Source organism: Verrucomicrobium sp. BvORR034 (assembly GCF_000739635.1).
In the GTDB taxonomy this organism is placed as follows: domain Bacteria; phylum Verrucomicrobiota; class Verrucomicrobiia; order Verrucomicrobiales; family Verrucomicrobiaceae; genus Verrucomicrobium.
This window is the reverse complement of sequence record NZ_BATQ01000017.1, coordinates 29227-44611: the sequence shown is the minus strand read 5'-3', so window position 1 is coordinate 44611 and position 15385 is coordinate 29227. Positions and strand designations below refer to the sequence as shown.

At 60.8% G+C, this 15385-nt stretch carries 13 protein-coding genes; 4 read left to right on the top strand and 9 right to left on the bottom strand.

What is annotated here, in order from left to right:
- Nucleotides 1–345 precede the first annotated feature (345 nt).
- Nucleotides 346–1473, bottom strand: coding sequence for a hypothetical protein (locus BV034_RS03940; RefSeq protein ID WP_050024342.1), 1128 nt, complete (start codon nucleotides 1471–1473; stop codon nucleotides 346–348).
- Between the two features lie 11 nt (nucleotides 1474–1484).
- Entirely contained in the window at nucleotides 1485–2408 is a 924-nt protein-coding gene (locus tag BV034_RS03935; RefSeq protein ID WP_050024340.1) for a DUF2167 domain-containing protein, read from the bottom strand.
- A 194-nt stretch (nucleotides 2409–2602) separates the two neighbouring features.
- Between BV034_RS03935 and BV034_RS03930 the strand changes: the two genes are divergently transcribed.
- Nucleotides 2603–4513 (top strand): hypothetical protein, encoded by a 1911-nt coding sequence (locus tag BV034_RS03930; RefSeq protein WP_050024338.1) that lies wholly within the window; start codon nucleotides 2603–2605, stop codon nucleotides 4511–4513.
- Nucleotides 4514–5158: 645 nt separating this feature from the next.
- Here BV034_RS03930 and BV034_RS03925 read toward each other — a convergent pair.
- From BV034_RS03925 to BV034_RS03905, 5 genes are all read right to left on the bottom strand, one after another.
- A complete protein-coding gene (locus BV034_RS03925) occupies nucleotides 5159–5593 on the bottom strand; it encodes a hypothetical protein (protein ID WP_050024336.1) in 435 nt (144 codons plus the stop codon).
- 57 nt (nucleotides 5594–5650) lie between these two features.
- Complete coding sequence (locus BV034_RS03920; protein WP_265592598.1) at nucleotides 5651–6415, bottom strand: hypothetical protein; 765 nt, start codon at nucleotides 6413–6415, stop codon at nucleotides 5651–5653.
- Nucleotides 6416–6512: 97 nt separating this feature from the next.
- Nucleotides 6513–8174, bottom strand: a complete 1662-nt coding sequence (locus tag BV034_RS03915) for a family 10 glycosylhydrolase (protein WP_265592597.1) — start codon at nucleotides 8172–8174, stop codon at nucleotides 6513–6515.
- 55 nt (nucleotides 8175–8229) lie between these two features.
- Nucleotides 8230–8568 (bottom strand): hypothetical protein, encoded by a 339-nt coding sequence (locus BV034_RS03910; RefSeq protein WP_050024330.1) that lies wholly within the window; start codon nucleotides 8566–8568, stop codon nucleotides 8230–8232.
- A gap of 104 nt (nucleotides 8569–8672) precedes the next feature.
- Entirely contained in the window at nucleotides 8673–9410 is a 738-nt protein-coding gene (locus tag BV034_RS03905) for a hypothetical protein (protein ID WP_050024328.1), read from the bottom strand.
- 191 nt (nucleotides 9411–9601) lie between these two features.
- Here BV034_RS03905 and BV034_RS03900 point away from each other — a divergent pair, with 191 nt between their 5' ends.
- Nucleotides 9602–10057, top strand: coding sequence for a hypothetical protein (locus BV034_RS03900; protein WP_050024325.1), 456 nt, complete (start codon nucleotides 9602–9604; stop codon nucleotides 10055–10057).
- A gap of 151 nt (nucleotides 10058–10208) precedes the next feature.
- Here BV034_RS03900 and BV034_RS03895 read toward each other — a convergent pair whose 3' ends face one another.
- Entirely contained in the window at nucleotides 10209–11810 is a 1602-nt protein-coding gene (locus BV034_RS03895) for a hypothetical protein (RefSeq protein WP_050024323.1), read from the bottom strand.
- A gap of 111 nt (nucleotides 11811–11921) precedes the next feature.
- On the opposite strand from BV034_RS03895, the gene BV034_RS03890 reads away from it, so the two are divergent.
- Together BV034_RS03890 and BV034_RS03885 are read left to right on the top strand one after the other, a co-directional pair.
- Entirely contained in the window at nucleotides 11922–13106 is a 1185-nt protein-coding gene (locus BV034_RS03890) for a lactonase family protein (protein ID WP_050024321.1), read from the top strand.
- Between the two features lie 33 nt (nucleotides 13107–13139).
- Nucleotides 13140–13892: a basic secretory protein-like protein gene (locus BV034_RS03885; RefSeq protein WP_050024319.1), complete on the top strand. Its 753-nt coding sequence runs from the start codon at nucleotides 13140–13142 to the stop codon at nucleotides 13890–13892.
- Between the two features lie 8 nt (nucleotides 13893–13900).
- Here BV034_RS03885 and clpX read toward each other — a convergent pair whose 3' ends face one another.
- Complete coding sequence (gene clpX / locus BV034_RS03880; protein ID WP_050024318.1) at nucleotides 13901–15172, bottom strand: ATP-dependent Clp protease ATP-binding subunit ClpX; 1272 nt, start codon at nucleotides 15170–15172, stop codon at nucleotides 13901–13903.
- Between the last annotated feature and the right edge of the window lie 213 nt (nucleotides 15173–15385).

The window sequence follows — 15385 nt, the reverse complement described above, 5'->3', positions numbered from 1 at the left end:
AGTCCGCAGTTAATCCCCGAAGGGGATTTCTAGCACAGCCCAGTGGTTGGACGAGCTCTAAGCGAGTCAACCCTGGGTACCTACGCGTAGGACGATCAGGTGGGAAAGCCGACGGCATCCGCTTTCTCCCCACCGCCATCAACACCTCCACGTCAGTCCCCCAGGTTCCTTGGCAGGCACTAACTTCCCCGTATGCGATGTCTACCTCGCCGAGAGCGACCGCGTGCCCAAGGGGTGCCACATGGCCGCGAGGCTGTGGGTTGAAGAGACCTCTGGACAACACCTTTGCTTCCCGACGAGGATGCGGATTTCTCTCTTCGACATGGGATTCTCCACTTGCCCCCTTTACGCAGCCGCCGCCGCTTCAGGCTTGGCTTCGCGTTTCACAAGAGGCATACCTCCGCAATCGCTGCAAGTCTCTGCTTTGTCACCATAGGTGGCGAGGCAGCGCGGGCAATGCCTGCTGGCTCCTTCTGGAAGAGCAGGTGGGGTTTCCAACTGGGATAGTTCCAGGTTCACTTTGGCAAAGAACGTCCGCAACGCCTGCACTTCGGGACCATCCCAGGGACGGTCGGAAATACTGCCCACAGGCCAGCGGGCGAGTCGCCAAGCCTGGGCAGCCAGTTTCTCCGCCGCCTCACGCTGGCCAAATGTGAAAGCTGCCAGCAGCGGATGGATCTCAGGGCTCTTCATCGCGCAAACCCAGTCCGCCGCCCGGATGGAGGAAGGGGGGTAAAACGCTGCGCCCAGGATGTGGCTCCACCGACCGTACTTCAGGCGGGGATCACGGCGAGAGATCCACCACAACGTCACTGCCTGACAGAGCATCACGAAGTAGAGGGATCCGATCGCGACCAGCGTGGGGAGCGTGTCACCAAACCGCCAGTAAGTGTAGGGCAAGATGCCGAGGGCCCAGAGGACCAGCAACGTGCCATTCCACCGAAGGCTGCGGGTGGCGCGTGCCACTTCAATCCCAGCATCACGCAACGGTTGCTCATCCAACAGAGTCGCCGCCTTGGTCAAAAACTGGGCCTGACGCTCCTCCTGCGGCAGCGTTTTCCAGCTCTTGATCAGCTTGGCCCATTCTGCTGCCTGCCAGCCGTGGACACATCTCACCGCCCTACCCGGGGTGATGCGCAGCGTGGCCTCTTCAGCTGAGGCCTCCACCTCCGACCAAGGAATGTGGCTTGCGGTACCGTTCACCTCATCCCACAGGCACAAGCCTTGCGCATGAGGCACCGCCGGCCAGGCGGCCGTGACCAGGTGAGCCCCCACTGGGGGCAGCGGTGGGAGGAGGGCAAAAGCCCCACCTCGCGTGCGAAAAAGCTCCAACGGGATGCTGCGGCTCCATGCCCCAGGCTCGGTGGCCCGGCCAAACAATTTCCAGATGACTGCCCGGCCGGGAACCCAGCGCAGGCACTCATACAAATAGAGCAGGGCGAAGATGAGGAGCAGGAATTGTCCGTCCGTCATGCCATGCCACCTTACTGGTACTGGGAGCTGTCCCGGCCGCCGAAGAGTTTCTTGATGCCAATGAAGAGGGCAATCACCCCCCCGATGATGACCTTGTAGAACTTGGCAAGCACCACTCCCAGCTTGGCAAAGAGGCCGGCCTTGCCAGCAGCAAAGGCAGCACCACCTGCCACGAGGCCCACAAGACCGTAAGTGGCCACCTTGTCACCCTGGCGGAACTCCGCATAGGTTTCGCCCTGGTTGAATTTGAATCCGGTCAGCACCTTCTGGTAGTCCGGCTGGACGGCCTCAAGCTCCTCAGGATTGCAAAGCAGGGTGGCCTGCATCACGCCTTTGCGGCCGAGCAGCTTGGTGTTGTGGTTGACCTGCTCGCCCGGGGTGCCTTCGAAGTTGAAGCGGATGGCCCACTCCAGGTTGTTGGTGTCAGGATTGTATCGGGGGGGAAGGGTGAAGCCCAGGGTGTGCTGTGCAGAGAGACCAGCTTCTTTACGGGCCTCATTCACAGCAGGCTCGTTGTCCTTGAACATCTTCATCATCTTGTCCGCATTGAGCTCGTCTTTGTCGTCGTCCTTCACGTAACCGACGTCGTCGAACTCAAACACCACGGACCAGCCCTTCTCTTGATTCATGAGCAGGCCGTCTTCGTTCCCACCGATGAGGTTTCCCCACTGCTTGAGGAGCTTCTTCGTGCCAGAGGGACCAAAGAAGACGTAGCCCTCGGGGATCTGCACCTCGGCCCGCGACCCGATCTTGCCAATGCCTTCGAACTGGGCACCAAGAGACTTGAGCATCGCGGCCTCTTTTTTGGCTTCCTCTTCCGCCGAAGGCTCTGCCTCGGCTGCAGTGGGAGCGGGGGCCGGAGTCTGGGCCGGGACAAAAGCGGGAGCGAAGGCCAGGCCGAAGCCAACCGCGAACGCAGCGAAGGAGGATTTCATGGTGGGAGATAGGGAACGTCCTGATGCAACAGGTGGTCATCAAGGCCGTCAAGGAGGTTCGCGTGTCGCTTTCGCCGCGCCTCTGGAAGTGATCCACCTGCTGAAGGAATTAAGAAACATTCATACGACGGCATCTCAACAGGCGCAAGATTCTGTGGCTGTTTCCAAAAAATTGTCCCCCGGAAATACCCGCCATGATCGAGATCTGGAGAGCTCTGCACCGCCACAAGACCTTCGTGGTGCTGGCCGCCCTGGTCCTTGGAGACGGGGCCCTGCTCATCTGGGGTCCACGCCCTGTAGAGCATCAGGCTGCCATCACCGCCGCGCTGGCAGCCGGGGAGAAACCAGACTGGTGGCACGATGCTGCCATGGGGATTCACTATGGAGCCTGGATAGGTCTGGCAGGGTGGATCCTGCTGACGGGCACCCATAGGATATGGGCACGAGGTTGGGAAAGAGCACCTTCGGGGCAATCGGCTGACCGCCCGATATCCAGTCCCCGGTGGTTCTGGCCGCTGGTGCTGATGGCGATGCTGGCGGGCCTGGGGCTGCGGTTGCCGATGGCCAGCCGAAGCCTCTGGTGGGATGAGGCCTGGGCAGTGCAGCAGGCTTCTCATGGCAAGTGGAAGGAAGATCCCAAGAAGCCGGACGGGCTGCGCTTTCTGCCTCATGACTGGAAACGGTGCGCCTTCTACTACCAGAAGCCGACGAATCACGTCCCTCTCTCCCTGGCTCAAAAAACCAGCCTGACCGTCTGGCAGAAAATCACAAAAGCGAAACGTGAGGACTTCAGCGATCTGGCGGCCCGGATGCCAGCGCTCCTCGCTGCGGCAGCAGCAGTCCTGCTGATGGCCTGCCTGTTGCGAACATGGGGACATCCGGGAGCAGGCGTTGCGGCGGCGCTGGTACTGGCGGTGCATCCGTGGGCGATCCGCTACGGCGTAGACACGCGTGCCTATTCCCTGATCCTGCCGCTCTGCCCGGCGGCCATGTTGGCGGCCACAGCGGTCATCCGGAGTCACGGGCGAAGCACCGGTGGGCTGGTGGCGCTGGGTGGTGCGGAGTTTCTCTGGCTCTGGGCCTTCCCCAATGCCCTCGTGGATGTGGCGGTGCTGAATCTGGTGACGCTGGTCTTCCTCCTCCGAGTTCAGGAAACCACTCGTGACCGGTGGACCGCCTGGTGGCGGCTGCTGGCCACCAATCTGTTTGCGGCGCTCCTGCTGACCCAGGTCTTTCTGCCCAATGTCCTGCAGGCCCGACGATGGGCGGGCGCCGAGAAAGACCACCACGTGCTGACCGGCCAGCTTCTGGATCAAACCGCCTCCAACCTGCTGTCGGGACTGGACCACTACATACCATCACAACTGGTGGAGGCGACCGGCATTCCCGCTCTCAGCGCCCACGGGCTGACCGCCGGCACCCTGGCGCTCGTGATCGCTGGCAGCGTGCTCTATGGAGCCTGGAGGGCTCTGGTTCGAGACCATCACCTCCGCTGGGTGCTCCCGGTTACGTTCCTGGTCTCCGCAAGCGTGTTCGCCGCGCTGACCCAACTGGCGGACAGCTACTTTTATCCCCGCTTCATCATTGCCGTCCTGCCCTGCCTGATCCTGCTCACGGTGCAGGCGATGTCCGAGCTGAGCATCTGGCTGGGGAAGAGACCTGGCAAACCTCTGGCCAGCCTGCCTGCCCTGGCCGTGGCGGCTCTCTATGGATGGGTGGTGTATCCCGGCTGGCAGCTTCTCCTCACCCACCCGATTGAGCCTTTGCATGATGTGGCGTCTTTTATCCAGAAGCATGCGCGGGGTCTCAAACCCGCGCCCGTCATTGTCTGCTACGGTCTGGGAAAAGAGGCCATGCCACTCTACGAACGCCACTGCCTGCCGGCTGGATCCGGTGCAGAACTTGCAGCCATCGTGGCCAAGGCCGAAAAGGAGAAGCGCCCGCTCTATGCGATCTACGGTTACGCCAACTTCAATCGCACCGTGCTTGCGGAAGGGTTCAAACAACTGGACGACAAGTCGCTCTTCACGGAGGTCGCCGCGTTCCCCGGCATCGAGCCGGACTTCTATTTCCGGATACTGAAGCGCGTGGATGTTCCCCGATGAAAGGTGCCGGAAGCTCTATCGGGTTTTGATTGCGATTGGGAAACAACACCAGACGACGAAGTCGCTGTGGAGTGCGTGCGTGAAGCGCCGCTTTCGCGGCACCATGTGGGTTCAATAAAAGAATGACATCAACAGCGGTGGCGACATCGTGCCGTGGGGGTCGGTCAGCTGTACTCCGCAGTCCTGCATGCGCAGGGTCGCCAAGTTTACGAGGTTACACAACCCGAGCCCGCGACGATGATCCCGTGTTTCGGCGGAAGCCCACGCCAACGGCGTGATACAAAATAGCCCAGGATCAGACCGCGAAGTGGTCGCCACCCCAGGTATAGAGGGGGCGCGGTAACTCCAAGGGAGTTCAACAAACCGTCCAGACCACCTGGATGCGACCGCCCCGCATGCGGTGGACACCTCAGGGATATGGTCGCGGTCTGTAGAACTCGCTTCGGAGTTCTGGTTCACTCCCATGTACCCAGGGTGGCGGCTCGTTCCTCGCCTGACCCTGGGCTACTCTGTTTGACGCCCTTGGCGTCAGAGCACACTCGCGTGTGACAAAGGTGAGTCCCTTAACTCCTGACGCGCATGCGTATGCGGGACCAGACTGCGTCCATCAAACGAGGATTGGACTGGAGTTCCGCTCATCATCACTCACTTCGCCTCCTTCACTGCATCAAGCAGGTGTTTGGACAACACCTCATCCGCATTCACCATGAGTGAATGAGTCGTCGTCGGGGGCACGAGTGAAGCATCCTGGCCGGTGAAATCCAGCCCCAACAGACGACCATCACTCCAGACCACGACACCCAGCCGACGGTCTCCAACTTGCACAAACCGATTCGAGGAAACATACCCCAGCCTCTTTGTCCTGGCACCGGCAATGTATTTCCGCAGATGAGACACGCCCCGGCTGTCGAGCTTGCCTACTCTCTGCACCTTGGGATTGGAAAGCGTCGCGTCTGGCGTTTTCTCGAACACCGTCACCTCTTTCGCCGCGTCCAAGGAAAGCTGAGGCTTGGGGACGGCACAGCTCACCAGGACCAGCGCGGCTATGCTACTGACGAGCCAATGCAAGATGGGTTTCATGGGGTCAATTTAACGGGAGTCTATCCACATCGAAAAGTGCTTCTTCGCACCTCCCTCCTACTTCGCCTCAACTTTGCGGGGAGCCAGCCTTACCGGAAGGGCCGCAGAGGCGGGATTGGCAACGGCACTGGCACTTCCCGGTGCTTGGGGTGATGGCGCGGTGGTGAGCCGGAGGTGAATGAAGAAAAAGGGGCGGAACTGCTCCTTCTGGCCGCGGCCCACCGTCTCCCCCACCCAGATGGAGAGCTCCGAACCTTTGGGCAGGACGCCTGATTCAAAAACTTGCGTACAGAGATCCGCCACCAACGGCTTTTCAGGACGCAGGAAAGCCCCGCTTCCCAGGGCGAGCGCGTTGCGCAGCTCCGCCTCTGTGAGGGGTGGTTCAGAGGTCGCCGTGAGCTCCGCACGATAGCGCTGGTTGAAGCGGATTGCGGCCTCTGCCAGGGTGACGGGCTCCGTCAACACCCAGGGCTCAAGGTTCCCCATCGGGGCGGTCTGGTGCTCATCTCCACGAAGCCATGCCTCTGCCTCCCGCACTCCGTTGGCCTTGGCTTTCTCGAACCACTTGACGGCCTCCTTCCGCGAACCTGTGGAAAGCTGGTAGTAGTAGCCCAATCGCATCGCCGCCCCGCCATTGCCGGAATCCGCCAGGCGGGCGAGGCTTTGCACCTCGGCGGCAGAGAGGTTGTACTCTTCTGCCGGAGTGGGTTTCGAGAGGTCGGTCTTCCCGCACGAAGCCGCGAGCATCAGCCACGCGGCGGCCGAGCTGAGGGCCAGCATCCGGATCCTGCCCAATTTTCGTGAGGAAGCGTTCTGTGACATGACAGGACAAAGGTAGCCCATCTGTCCCACAGGTCACTTTAATGCTTTGCCACCGATGAATTTTTCAATCTCTTCCCAAGAGAGCCACCCCGGAATCTCACGGAAGCGCCAAATCCAGCCCGAGGAGTTCCAGCGCCATGTCAGGAGGGCAGGTGATGACCACCTCATTGAGGCCCGGACGCAAGGCTGATACCGGCACCTTCCAGGCCAGCCATTCGCCCGGCTGACCGTGCATCTGGGTGTAAACAGTCGGGTAGGGTTCTCCCACATCGGGAGTGGCCGACAGGGGCAGTCCATTGATGCGGGCCTGCCACCCGTCTCCATCAGGATATGCGGATCGCGCCTGCAGCCGCATCTTCCCTTCCTGCTTCCAGCCCTGCGCAGGAGGGGCGAGATCGAGGACATAACGGAGTGTCTCAGCCCCTTTGACCTTGCGCGGGAACGGGTAGGCACGGCGCGGATCGTTGCGATACATCAAACCAACAAAGTAGTGCTGGGGCAGGGTGGCCACGGATTGTGGACGCTTCAACACCTGAAGCAGCTCGAACGGAGGTTCTGTATAGGGCCCATCCCCCGCCGTCTGCCCAGGATCGCGATAATCCCGGTAGTACTGGAAGTTGAAAAGCGAAAGCCCGTCGGCACCGCGGGAATACGCAAGATGCCCGGTGGTGGTGGCAATCTCCGTGGTGGTGCGGCGGTGTGAGCGGTTCCGCGTATCGCCATTGAAGGAGACCACATGGGTGAGTTCGAGGTAAATAGCAGCCTGGGGCACCAGACGGCGGATCTCTGGCAGCGAAGTCGTCTGCTCCACGTGATAGGAGGCGGAGAGGTTGAACATGTCCACCCCGGCAGCGGCAAAGGCCTGCACATCGATCCCCAACGCATCATGGGCCGCCAGCTGCCCTGGAATGCGCACGCTCAACCAGCGGCGGCGACCGGGGCGGGCGTGATCATCCAGAGCCCGGCGGACCCGCCCCATGAATTCTGTCATGATCTGGCGGCGCTGCTCGCGAGTGGTCTCCCCCGCCCGGAAATAGGCGGCCGCGCGGTAGAAGTCGAGCTCGATGCCGTCGATGTCGTACTTCCGGCAGAGTTCCTCGATGAACCGAAACTTGAACTCCCGCACCTCGGGGACGGCCCAGTTCTGCACGTGCCGGGCCCAGCTGATCTGGGTCTCGCGCGACTGTTCCCCCAGGCGGTATTCCGGATGATCGGTGTAGAACTGCGGCACGCTCGCGATGTGGCTGTTGCCCGGAGCATCCGCCGATTCCTTGTGATGCACATCATTGAGGCGAAAGCTCACCAGACAGGCCGCTCCACGGGCGTGGCAGCGATCCACCGTGAGTTTTAGGAAATCACCACCCCGGAGGACGTAGTTTGTGAAGCTGGTCGAGGCCTTGGGAAGGTTGAATCGTTTCTTGAACCATTCGCAATGCTCCGCCAGCGGCAGCACCTGGCTGGGCCACCAGGGCACCCAGCCCAAACCGGGGGCGATGAGGAAGGCATCGGCACCCGCGTCCACGGCTTCATCCACCGTTTTTTCAAACATGAAGTCCGCAAGCGGCTCCTTGTTAGGGCGCCAGGAACTGGTGCAGGTGAGAATGTGCGTGGTGTCGCTGTTGTAGAGCAGCTTGAAGGGGGCCTTGGCCCTCGGGGCAATCTCGGCCCCATGCGAGCTTCGGGCCAGCCATCCGGCCACGCTGCCAGACGCTCCGGCAACCAACAGCCGTCGCCTCGACCATGAAGATCTCTTTCCCATCTGCAGTAGACGCGGGGCCGCGCCGGGATGTTGCGTGGGTCGGGAACGGACTACGTCAGAGCAACCGGCGGGCATTGCGCAGGCCATCCGCCGTCACCACGCTGGTGCGGGAAGCCACCAGGAAATCCAGATGGTTTTGCCACTGGGTGGGGCGGAGAGCGGCCACCCCACAGCCGGGAAGGGTGAATGCGCAGTCGGCAATCTCCCAGCCAAACTCGGAGTGACGGTTGCGATAGGCCAGACGGTGAATCCAGGCACCATGCTCGTCCTTGCGCCAGACCGAGGGATCATTCCCCGCAACAGTGCGGGCGAACTGCCAAACCCGCTCCACGACCTCGCGGTCGTATCCCCGTTCGGGCTCCAGGGTGGATTGATCTTCGTCGAGGAGAAACACGGCTGGCAAACTTCAAGGTTCTATCTCACGTCAAACTCGGCCACCACCACGGGCAGCGGTCTCAACGTGTATTGAGACCACTCCCGATGGTAAAGTACTCAAGCTCAGGCGAGATTCCAGAACTTCTCCCAGTCGGCGGGCGTTTCTGGAGTCTCAATGCCATGTTCAATGCGGCCTTCGTTTTCCGGCAGGAAGACGGTGCTGGTGCCATAGACCATGATGAGGTCCTGGGAGCTGGCACTGCGGATGGCGTGGGCCACGCCGGCCGGGATGACCACACCCACGTTGCTTTCACCGCGGAGGTCATCGCCCTCGATGATGAAACGCATCTTCTTGCGCGGCATGCCGGCGCGCTCATCAATGAGGAACATCTCGCAAATGCCCTGGATGAAGAACATCACGTCCCACTGTTCCTTGTCGTAGGGACGGAGCGAGTAGTTCGTGGGCTCTTCCACGAAGAGGCGCTGGAACCAGGCCTCTGGGGTGGTGTCTGCCGGAATCGCAGGGGGATGAATGTGAAATCCCTTGCTGGTGCCGGAGTACATCTTGGCGGTGGCCCACTGCTTGGGCCAGAGACCGATCTTGCCCAAGAGAGCCTCCCCTTCGCGGGCGAACTCGGAGAAATAGCCACGGTAACGCTGATGGAATACGCGACGATGAAACACCTCCACCCCGGGGATGCCCACTTCAGCGGGGATGCCGCCCACCAGTTCCCGCGCGTCCACACGGCCAGTCTGTTGCAAGCGCTCCCCCAAGGAGCCGCCGGAATAGTCACGAGTTTGCAGGGCGGCACGGGCCACATCGCTGAGACCGCGCCAAAGATCAGGGGAGGATTCTGCCATAGAAGAGGGAATGATTGATCGAACGAATGATAACAACACGCGGGAGGGTTGCGCCCCTCCCGAAACCGTCATCATTGGAGGGAGGAGAGCGTTTGGCAACCCCCATTCGAATGCCCGCAGGCAAGTTGCGAACTCATTTTGCTTGTTCCGCAGCGCCGGAAGGCCACTGTGGCGCGCCAACATCTCTCTATATGAAAACACTAGCCGTTCTGCTGCTGGCCCTGCTCGTGGGTGCCGCCACTCCCACCCGCGCTCAAGACCCGAATGCCGAGAATCCGGTGATGCACTCGTTTGGGGCCATCGGTGCCCAGGCGGTTTTCTGCAACTACATGGCCATCGCGGAACTCGCGGACCTTCATGGCAAGCAGGTCTATGAGAAGACCAAGGTGGTGCAGCTGGCCAACATGTATGTGGGCCTGACGACTGCGGCAAAAGAGAGCCTGAGCGACCTGGTGGACAGCGGCAAGCTGAACTCTGGCGACGACGCGGCGGTGAAGGAAATGATCATCATCAATGATCTCCTGATCAGCACCGCCAAGGGGATCATCACTTACGTGGAAACCCCCTCTTCAGAAACCCAGGCGGTCTATGAGAAGAATCGCCAGAAGTCCTGGAAGGCGATCTCCAAGTTCCTGGGCATCGAGTAAGGACGACCAAGAGATCTGACGCCAAGGGCGTCAAACAGGGGCCACCCGGGGTGGCGACCGCTTCGCGGTCTGACCCCGGGCTCTTATGTATCACGCCGTTGGCGTGGGGTTTCGTTCGTTTGAAACGGAATCCCAGGCACACAGCAAAGATTCACGGCTTGGCCGTGCGGTTGTAAGCCACAAACTCCACGCCGCCCTGTTCGTTGCGGATGAAGGTGAGGGTCTCGCGGACGACGCCGTTTTCATACTCGCCATCGCCCTGAAGGGTGAAGGTCATGATGCCGCCTTTGACGCCAAAGTCGGTGGCCTTCTTGTCTGGCACGAACTTCTTGAGCTTGCCGAAGATCTGGTTGGACTTTTCCAGCTTCTTGATGAACTCGGGTCGGGAGGTGGCCTCGAAGGTACGGTCACTCATGAGGGCCACGCCCTCCGCAAGCCGGCCGGCTTCCATGTGATCCACAAACTTCTCTGCCACCGCGACACACTTGTCGAGATCGCCTTTGATCGCTTTGGCGAGCTCGGCATCGTTCATGGCGGGTTTCTCATCCTTCTTCACCACGGGGGCACCGGCGACAGCTCCGGCACTGGCTGCCAGGAGCGCTTCGGCTTCCCCGCCGAGCTTTTTGATCTCTGCGATCCATGAGTCGTAGTTCTTGTCCTGCTCCGCCTTGAACTTCTTCTGGGTTTCGAACGGTGGCTTGTTACGGAGCACAAACTGCGCACTGGCCACACCAGCGGAGGTCTTGCGGTAGTTCCAAAGGTTGAACTCCACATCTCCGTTGGTCACGAGGATGAAGAGAATGGTGGCCGTGTCTGGCTTCATCTCGATCTCATTCACGAAGCTGCTGGGGTGCTGTTTTTGCACCTGTTCCAGCGTCGCGCGCGCCAGGGTGGTGGCATCCGCGCCCTTCACATTCTGCATGCGCAGCCCCACCAGTTTGCGATAGCTGGTCCAGTCTTCACCTGACTGCAGGTACTCACGCAGTTCACTGGTGGCCTGACCGGGCGCGCTCTTGTTTTCCATGAGCTGGTAGGTCTGACCGCCGAATACCACCGAGCGTCCATCCGAGGCGGGTGCCTTTGCCACCGGTTCTGCTCCGTCCGCTGGCAGGCTCCATGTCTCCTTGCCAGGAGAGGTCATCTGGGTGGTTCCCCATACGCCAGCGATGTCGTCCCCTTTGGGAGCATAGGCCGCCACGCCGAAATACTTCTTCACGTCCCCCGAGGCAGCCACGAGCACCTCCCCATGCCGGACGCCGATGCCCTCATAGCGCCCTGCCTGGAGGTCCCACACCACCTTGTACAAGCCTCCTTTGCCTTGAGTGAAAGTCACACTGCCCGCCGTGCCATCGGCGAAATTGCACGTGCCTTTGAAGTCGCTGCCGGTCAGCGCATAGTTCCCGGCTTCACCAGGCTTGGCCGAGGTGATCCACGTGGCCTGAATGCTCTTTCCTTTGAGCTCATACACCGCCATCGCATAGAGAGCCTCTCCGCCATAAGCAGCGCCGATGGCCTTGTCCGTACGGATGACGATGCCATCGGTGACTTCCTTGTTGGTGCCCGTCACCCAACGGATCGTTCCGGAGGATTTGCCCTGTTTGGTGAGTTCCACCGTGCCCGCATAACCACTCTCCCCACCCGGATTTTGTCCGGCCACCTGGAACTTCAAAACATCCTGCGCAATGGCAGGGGGCATGATGCCAGCCAGACAGAGGGCCAGCCCGATCAACACTCGGCGCAGCTTCGGGAGCATGGCTTCATATATCCTCCGATACGCGGCGGCTGGTCAACTGGAGTTTCTCCATTTCCCATGAGATTTATTTGGACTGGTAAATCCCGGCGTTCCGTGTCGTTCTAGACATCCATGAAACTACCTCGCACCCTCCGACTCACGGCCCTGGCCGCGTTGCTCCCTCTCGCCGGCCTGAGCGCCGCCCACGACCAGCTGGTTTACATTGGCACCTACACCGGGGCGAAGAATGCCAAGGTGGAAAGCAAAGGCATCTATGTTTTTGGATTCAACTCAGAGTCCGGCAAGCTGGAGCCCATGGGGCTGGCAGGCGAAGTCAAGAGCCCGAGCTTCCTGGCCATCGCCCCATCCAGGAAATATCTCTACTGTGTGTCTGAGGCACCCGTAGGCACCGCAACCCCGGGCAAACCCGCGACGGGCGGAGTAAGCAGTTTCTCCATCGATCAGAAAACGGGCAAGCTCACCCTGCTGAATCAGGAGTCCAGTGAGGGCAGCGGTCCCTGCCATGTGAGCGTGGACCATACGGGCAAGACCTTGCTGGTGGCCAACTACGGCAGCGGCCATGTGGCCTCTCTCCCCGTGAAGGATGACGGCTCGCTGGCCAAGGCGGCCACGGTGTACCAGCACGAGCCCGCCTCCAAGGCGAACCCGAAGCGTCAGGAAGGGCCACATGCCCACTCCATCAACGTGGATGCCGCGAACAAGTTTGCCTTTGCCGCCGACCTGGGCTGCGACCGGGTCTTCATCTACAAACTGGATGCCGCCCAAGGCAAAATCACCCCCAACGCACCCGCGTTCGGCACTGTCCCCGCTGGCGGCGGTCCCCGCCACTTCGCCTTCCATCCCAGCGGCAAATATGCGTACGTCTGCAACGAGATGACCTGCACGGTCACCGCCTTTGAATACGATGCCGCCCGCGGCGCGCTGACCGAGAAGGATACCCTCTCCACGCTGCCGGATGGCGTCGCCGTTGAGCCCAAGTTTTCCACCGCCGAGACCCAGGTGCATCCCAGCGGTAAGTTCGCCTATGTGTCCAACCGTGGACACAACACCATCGCGGTGTATGCCGTGGATCAGGCCAGCGGCAAACTGAAGCTGATCCAGAGCGCGCCCTCCGTGGTGGAGACACCGCGCAACTTCGGCATCGATCCCTCCGGCAAGTGGCTGATCGCGGCTGGCCAGAGCTCCAGCAACCTGGCGGTCTTCGCCATCGATGCGGGCACAGGCAAGCTCACCCCCACGGGCCAGACGCTCGAAGTGGGCTCCCCAGTGTGCGTGAAATTCCTGCCTGTGAAATGAGCCTTTTGCCGCGCAAGGTTGTCGAACGGCCCCATGCGCGCTTCTGACGTTTCCCATGCTCTTTTCGCCAGCACGGCGGTTGCCCTCGCAACCGCCGTGTTTTCGTTTCCAGCCCTGGCTGAATCCACATCTCCGACCACTCCGCTGAAGGTGCCGGCACTGATCGAACCCCTGGTAAGCCGCAACTTAAAGGTCGTGGTGGACACCTCCGGCGCGCCTGACTGTCAGGCCTGGGCGCAGCGGGCCAAGGAGATGGTGGAACTTTGGCATCCCATCGTATCCGCCTATCTGGATGCGCCGCTGAATCCGGGTGAGAAGGAGGTCCAACTGGTGTTCAAGGAGATGAAGGGCGTGGCCGCCACCTCCAAGAATGTCATCACCATCGCTTCAGGTTGGGTGAAATCCCACCCCGACGATCTGGGCATGGTGCTGCACGAACTCGTGCATGTGATTCAGGACTACCCGCCCACTCAATCGGTCTGGTTGATGGAGGGAATTGCCGACTACATCCGCTTCTGGATGGCAGAACCGGAAGGACAGCCTAAACAGTTCAACCGGGCCAAGGAGAACTACCGCAACGGCTACCGTACGACCGGAGCCTTCCTGGCCTGGATCGAAAAGCAGTACAAGACCCCGATCGTGCGCGACGCGAACCTGGCCCTACGCCGCGGCACCTACAAAGACAGCCTCTTTGAGGAGAAAACGGGCAAGAACCTGGACGCCCTCTGGACGGAGTTCATGGACAGCCTCGAGAAGGCAAAACCTGAGGCCAAGCGACCGATCTAAATCGGGGCTTAGGCCGCATTCTTGTCCACACGCTTGCGGACCAGCGGCGGGCGGTCGCCTTTGACCACCGCCTCGGTGAGCGTGACGGCACGCACATCACGACGGCTGGGAATGTCGTACATGACGTCCAGCATGATCCGCTCCAGGATGCTGCGCAGGCCGCGGGCACCGGTACCGCGCTTCAGCGCTTCCCGGGCCATGGCGATCAAAGCATCACGGTTCACCTGGAGGTCCACGCCATCCATGCCCAGCAGCTTGGAGTACTGCTTGATGAGAGCGTTCTTGGGCTCGGTGAGCACGCGGACGAGCTCTTCCTCCGTGAGCTGTTGCATGGCCACCACGACAGGCAGACGACCGATGAATTCCGGAATGAGGCCAAACCCAAGCAGGTCTTCTGGCTGGACATCCTTCGTCAGGTCAGCGTCCTGCTGCTCCCGATTGAGCATCTCGTTGCCGAAGCCCATGACCTTACGGCCGCGGCGCTTGGCCATGAACTGATCAAGACCCACGAAAGCGCCACCGCAGATGAAGAGGATGTTCTCCGTATTCACCTGGATGTACTCCTGCTGAGGGTGCTTGCGGCCTCCCTGCGGCGGCACGTTGCACACGGTGCCTTCCAAAATTTTCAAGAGGGCCTGCTGCACCCCTTCCCCGCTGACATCGCGGGTGATGCTGACGTTCTCCGTCTTGCGACCGATCTTGTCGATCTCATCGACGTAGATGATGCCCATCTCTGCGCGGGCCACATCGTAGTCCGCGGCCTGCAAGAGGCGCAGGATGATGTTTTCCACATCCTCGCCCACGTAGCCAGCCTCGGTCAGCGTGGTGGCATCCGCGATGCTGAACGGTACATTGAGAATGCGGGCGAGCGTCTTCGCGAGCAGCGTCTTGCCGCAGCCCGTAGGTCCCACGAGCAGCACGTTGCTCTTCTCAATCTCGACGTCGTTGTACTCGCCAATGGCTGCCGTCTTGCGGTCAGTACTGGCCTGGGCACTGAGGATGCGCTTGTAATGGTTGTGAACCGCCACACTCAGCACCTTTTTGGCATGGGCCTGGCCGATCACATGATGATCCAGCGCGGCCATGATGTCGGCCGGGCGCGGCACCACCAGGGGCGGCTGCGCATCCAGGTCATTCGTCGTCTCCTTGTCCAGGATGGTCTTGCAGACGTGAATGCAATTGTCACAAATGTACACCCCTGGCCCGGCAATAAGCTTCTTCACTTCTGCGTGGCTCTTGCCGCAGAATGAACAAATAGTGAGGTTTGAGGCGCGGGCCATGCCTGGGAAAAAGTTGAAAAATGGAACGGTCTAACTGGCTGAACTGTCGCATACGGCGCGCTCGACGCGCAAGTCTTTTATCCAATCTTGATACGGGTGGAGACTTCTGCTGGAGTCAGGTCAAACACGCACTTTTTTCCTAACAACAGAGGGTTCCAAAACATTTCACGACAAGGGCCATGCACGAAGTGTTCCGCCCGGCTGGTCTGTTGG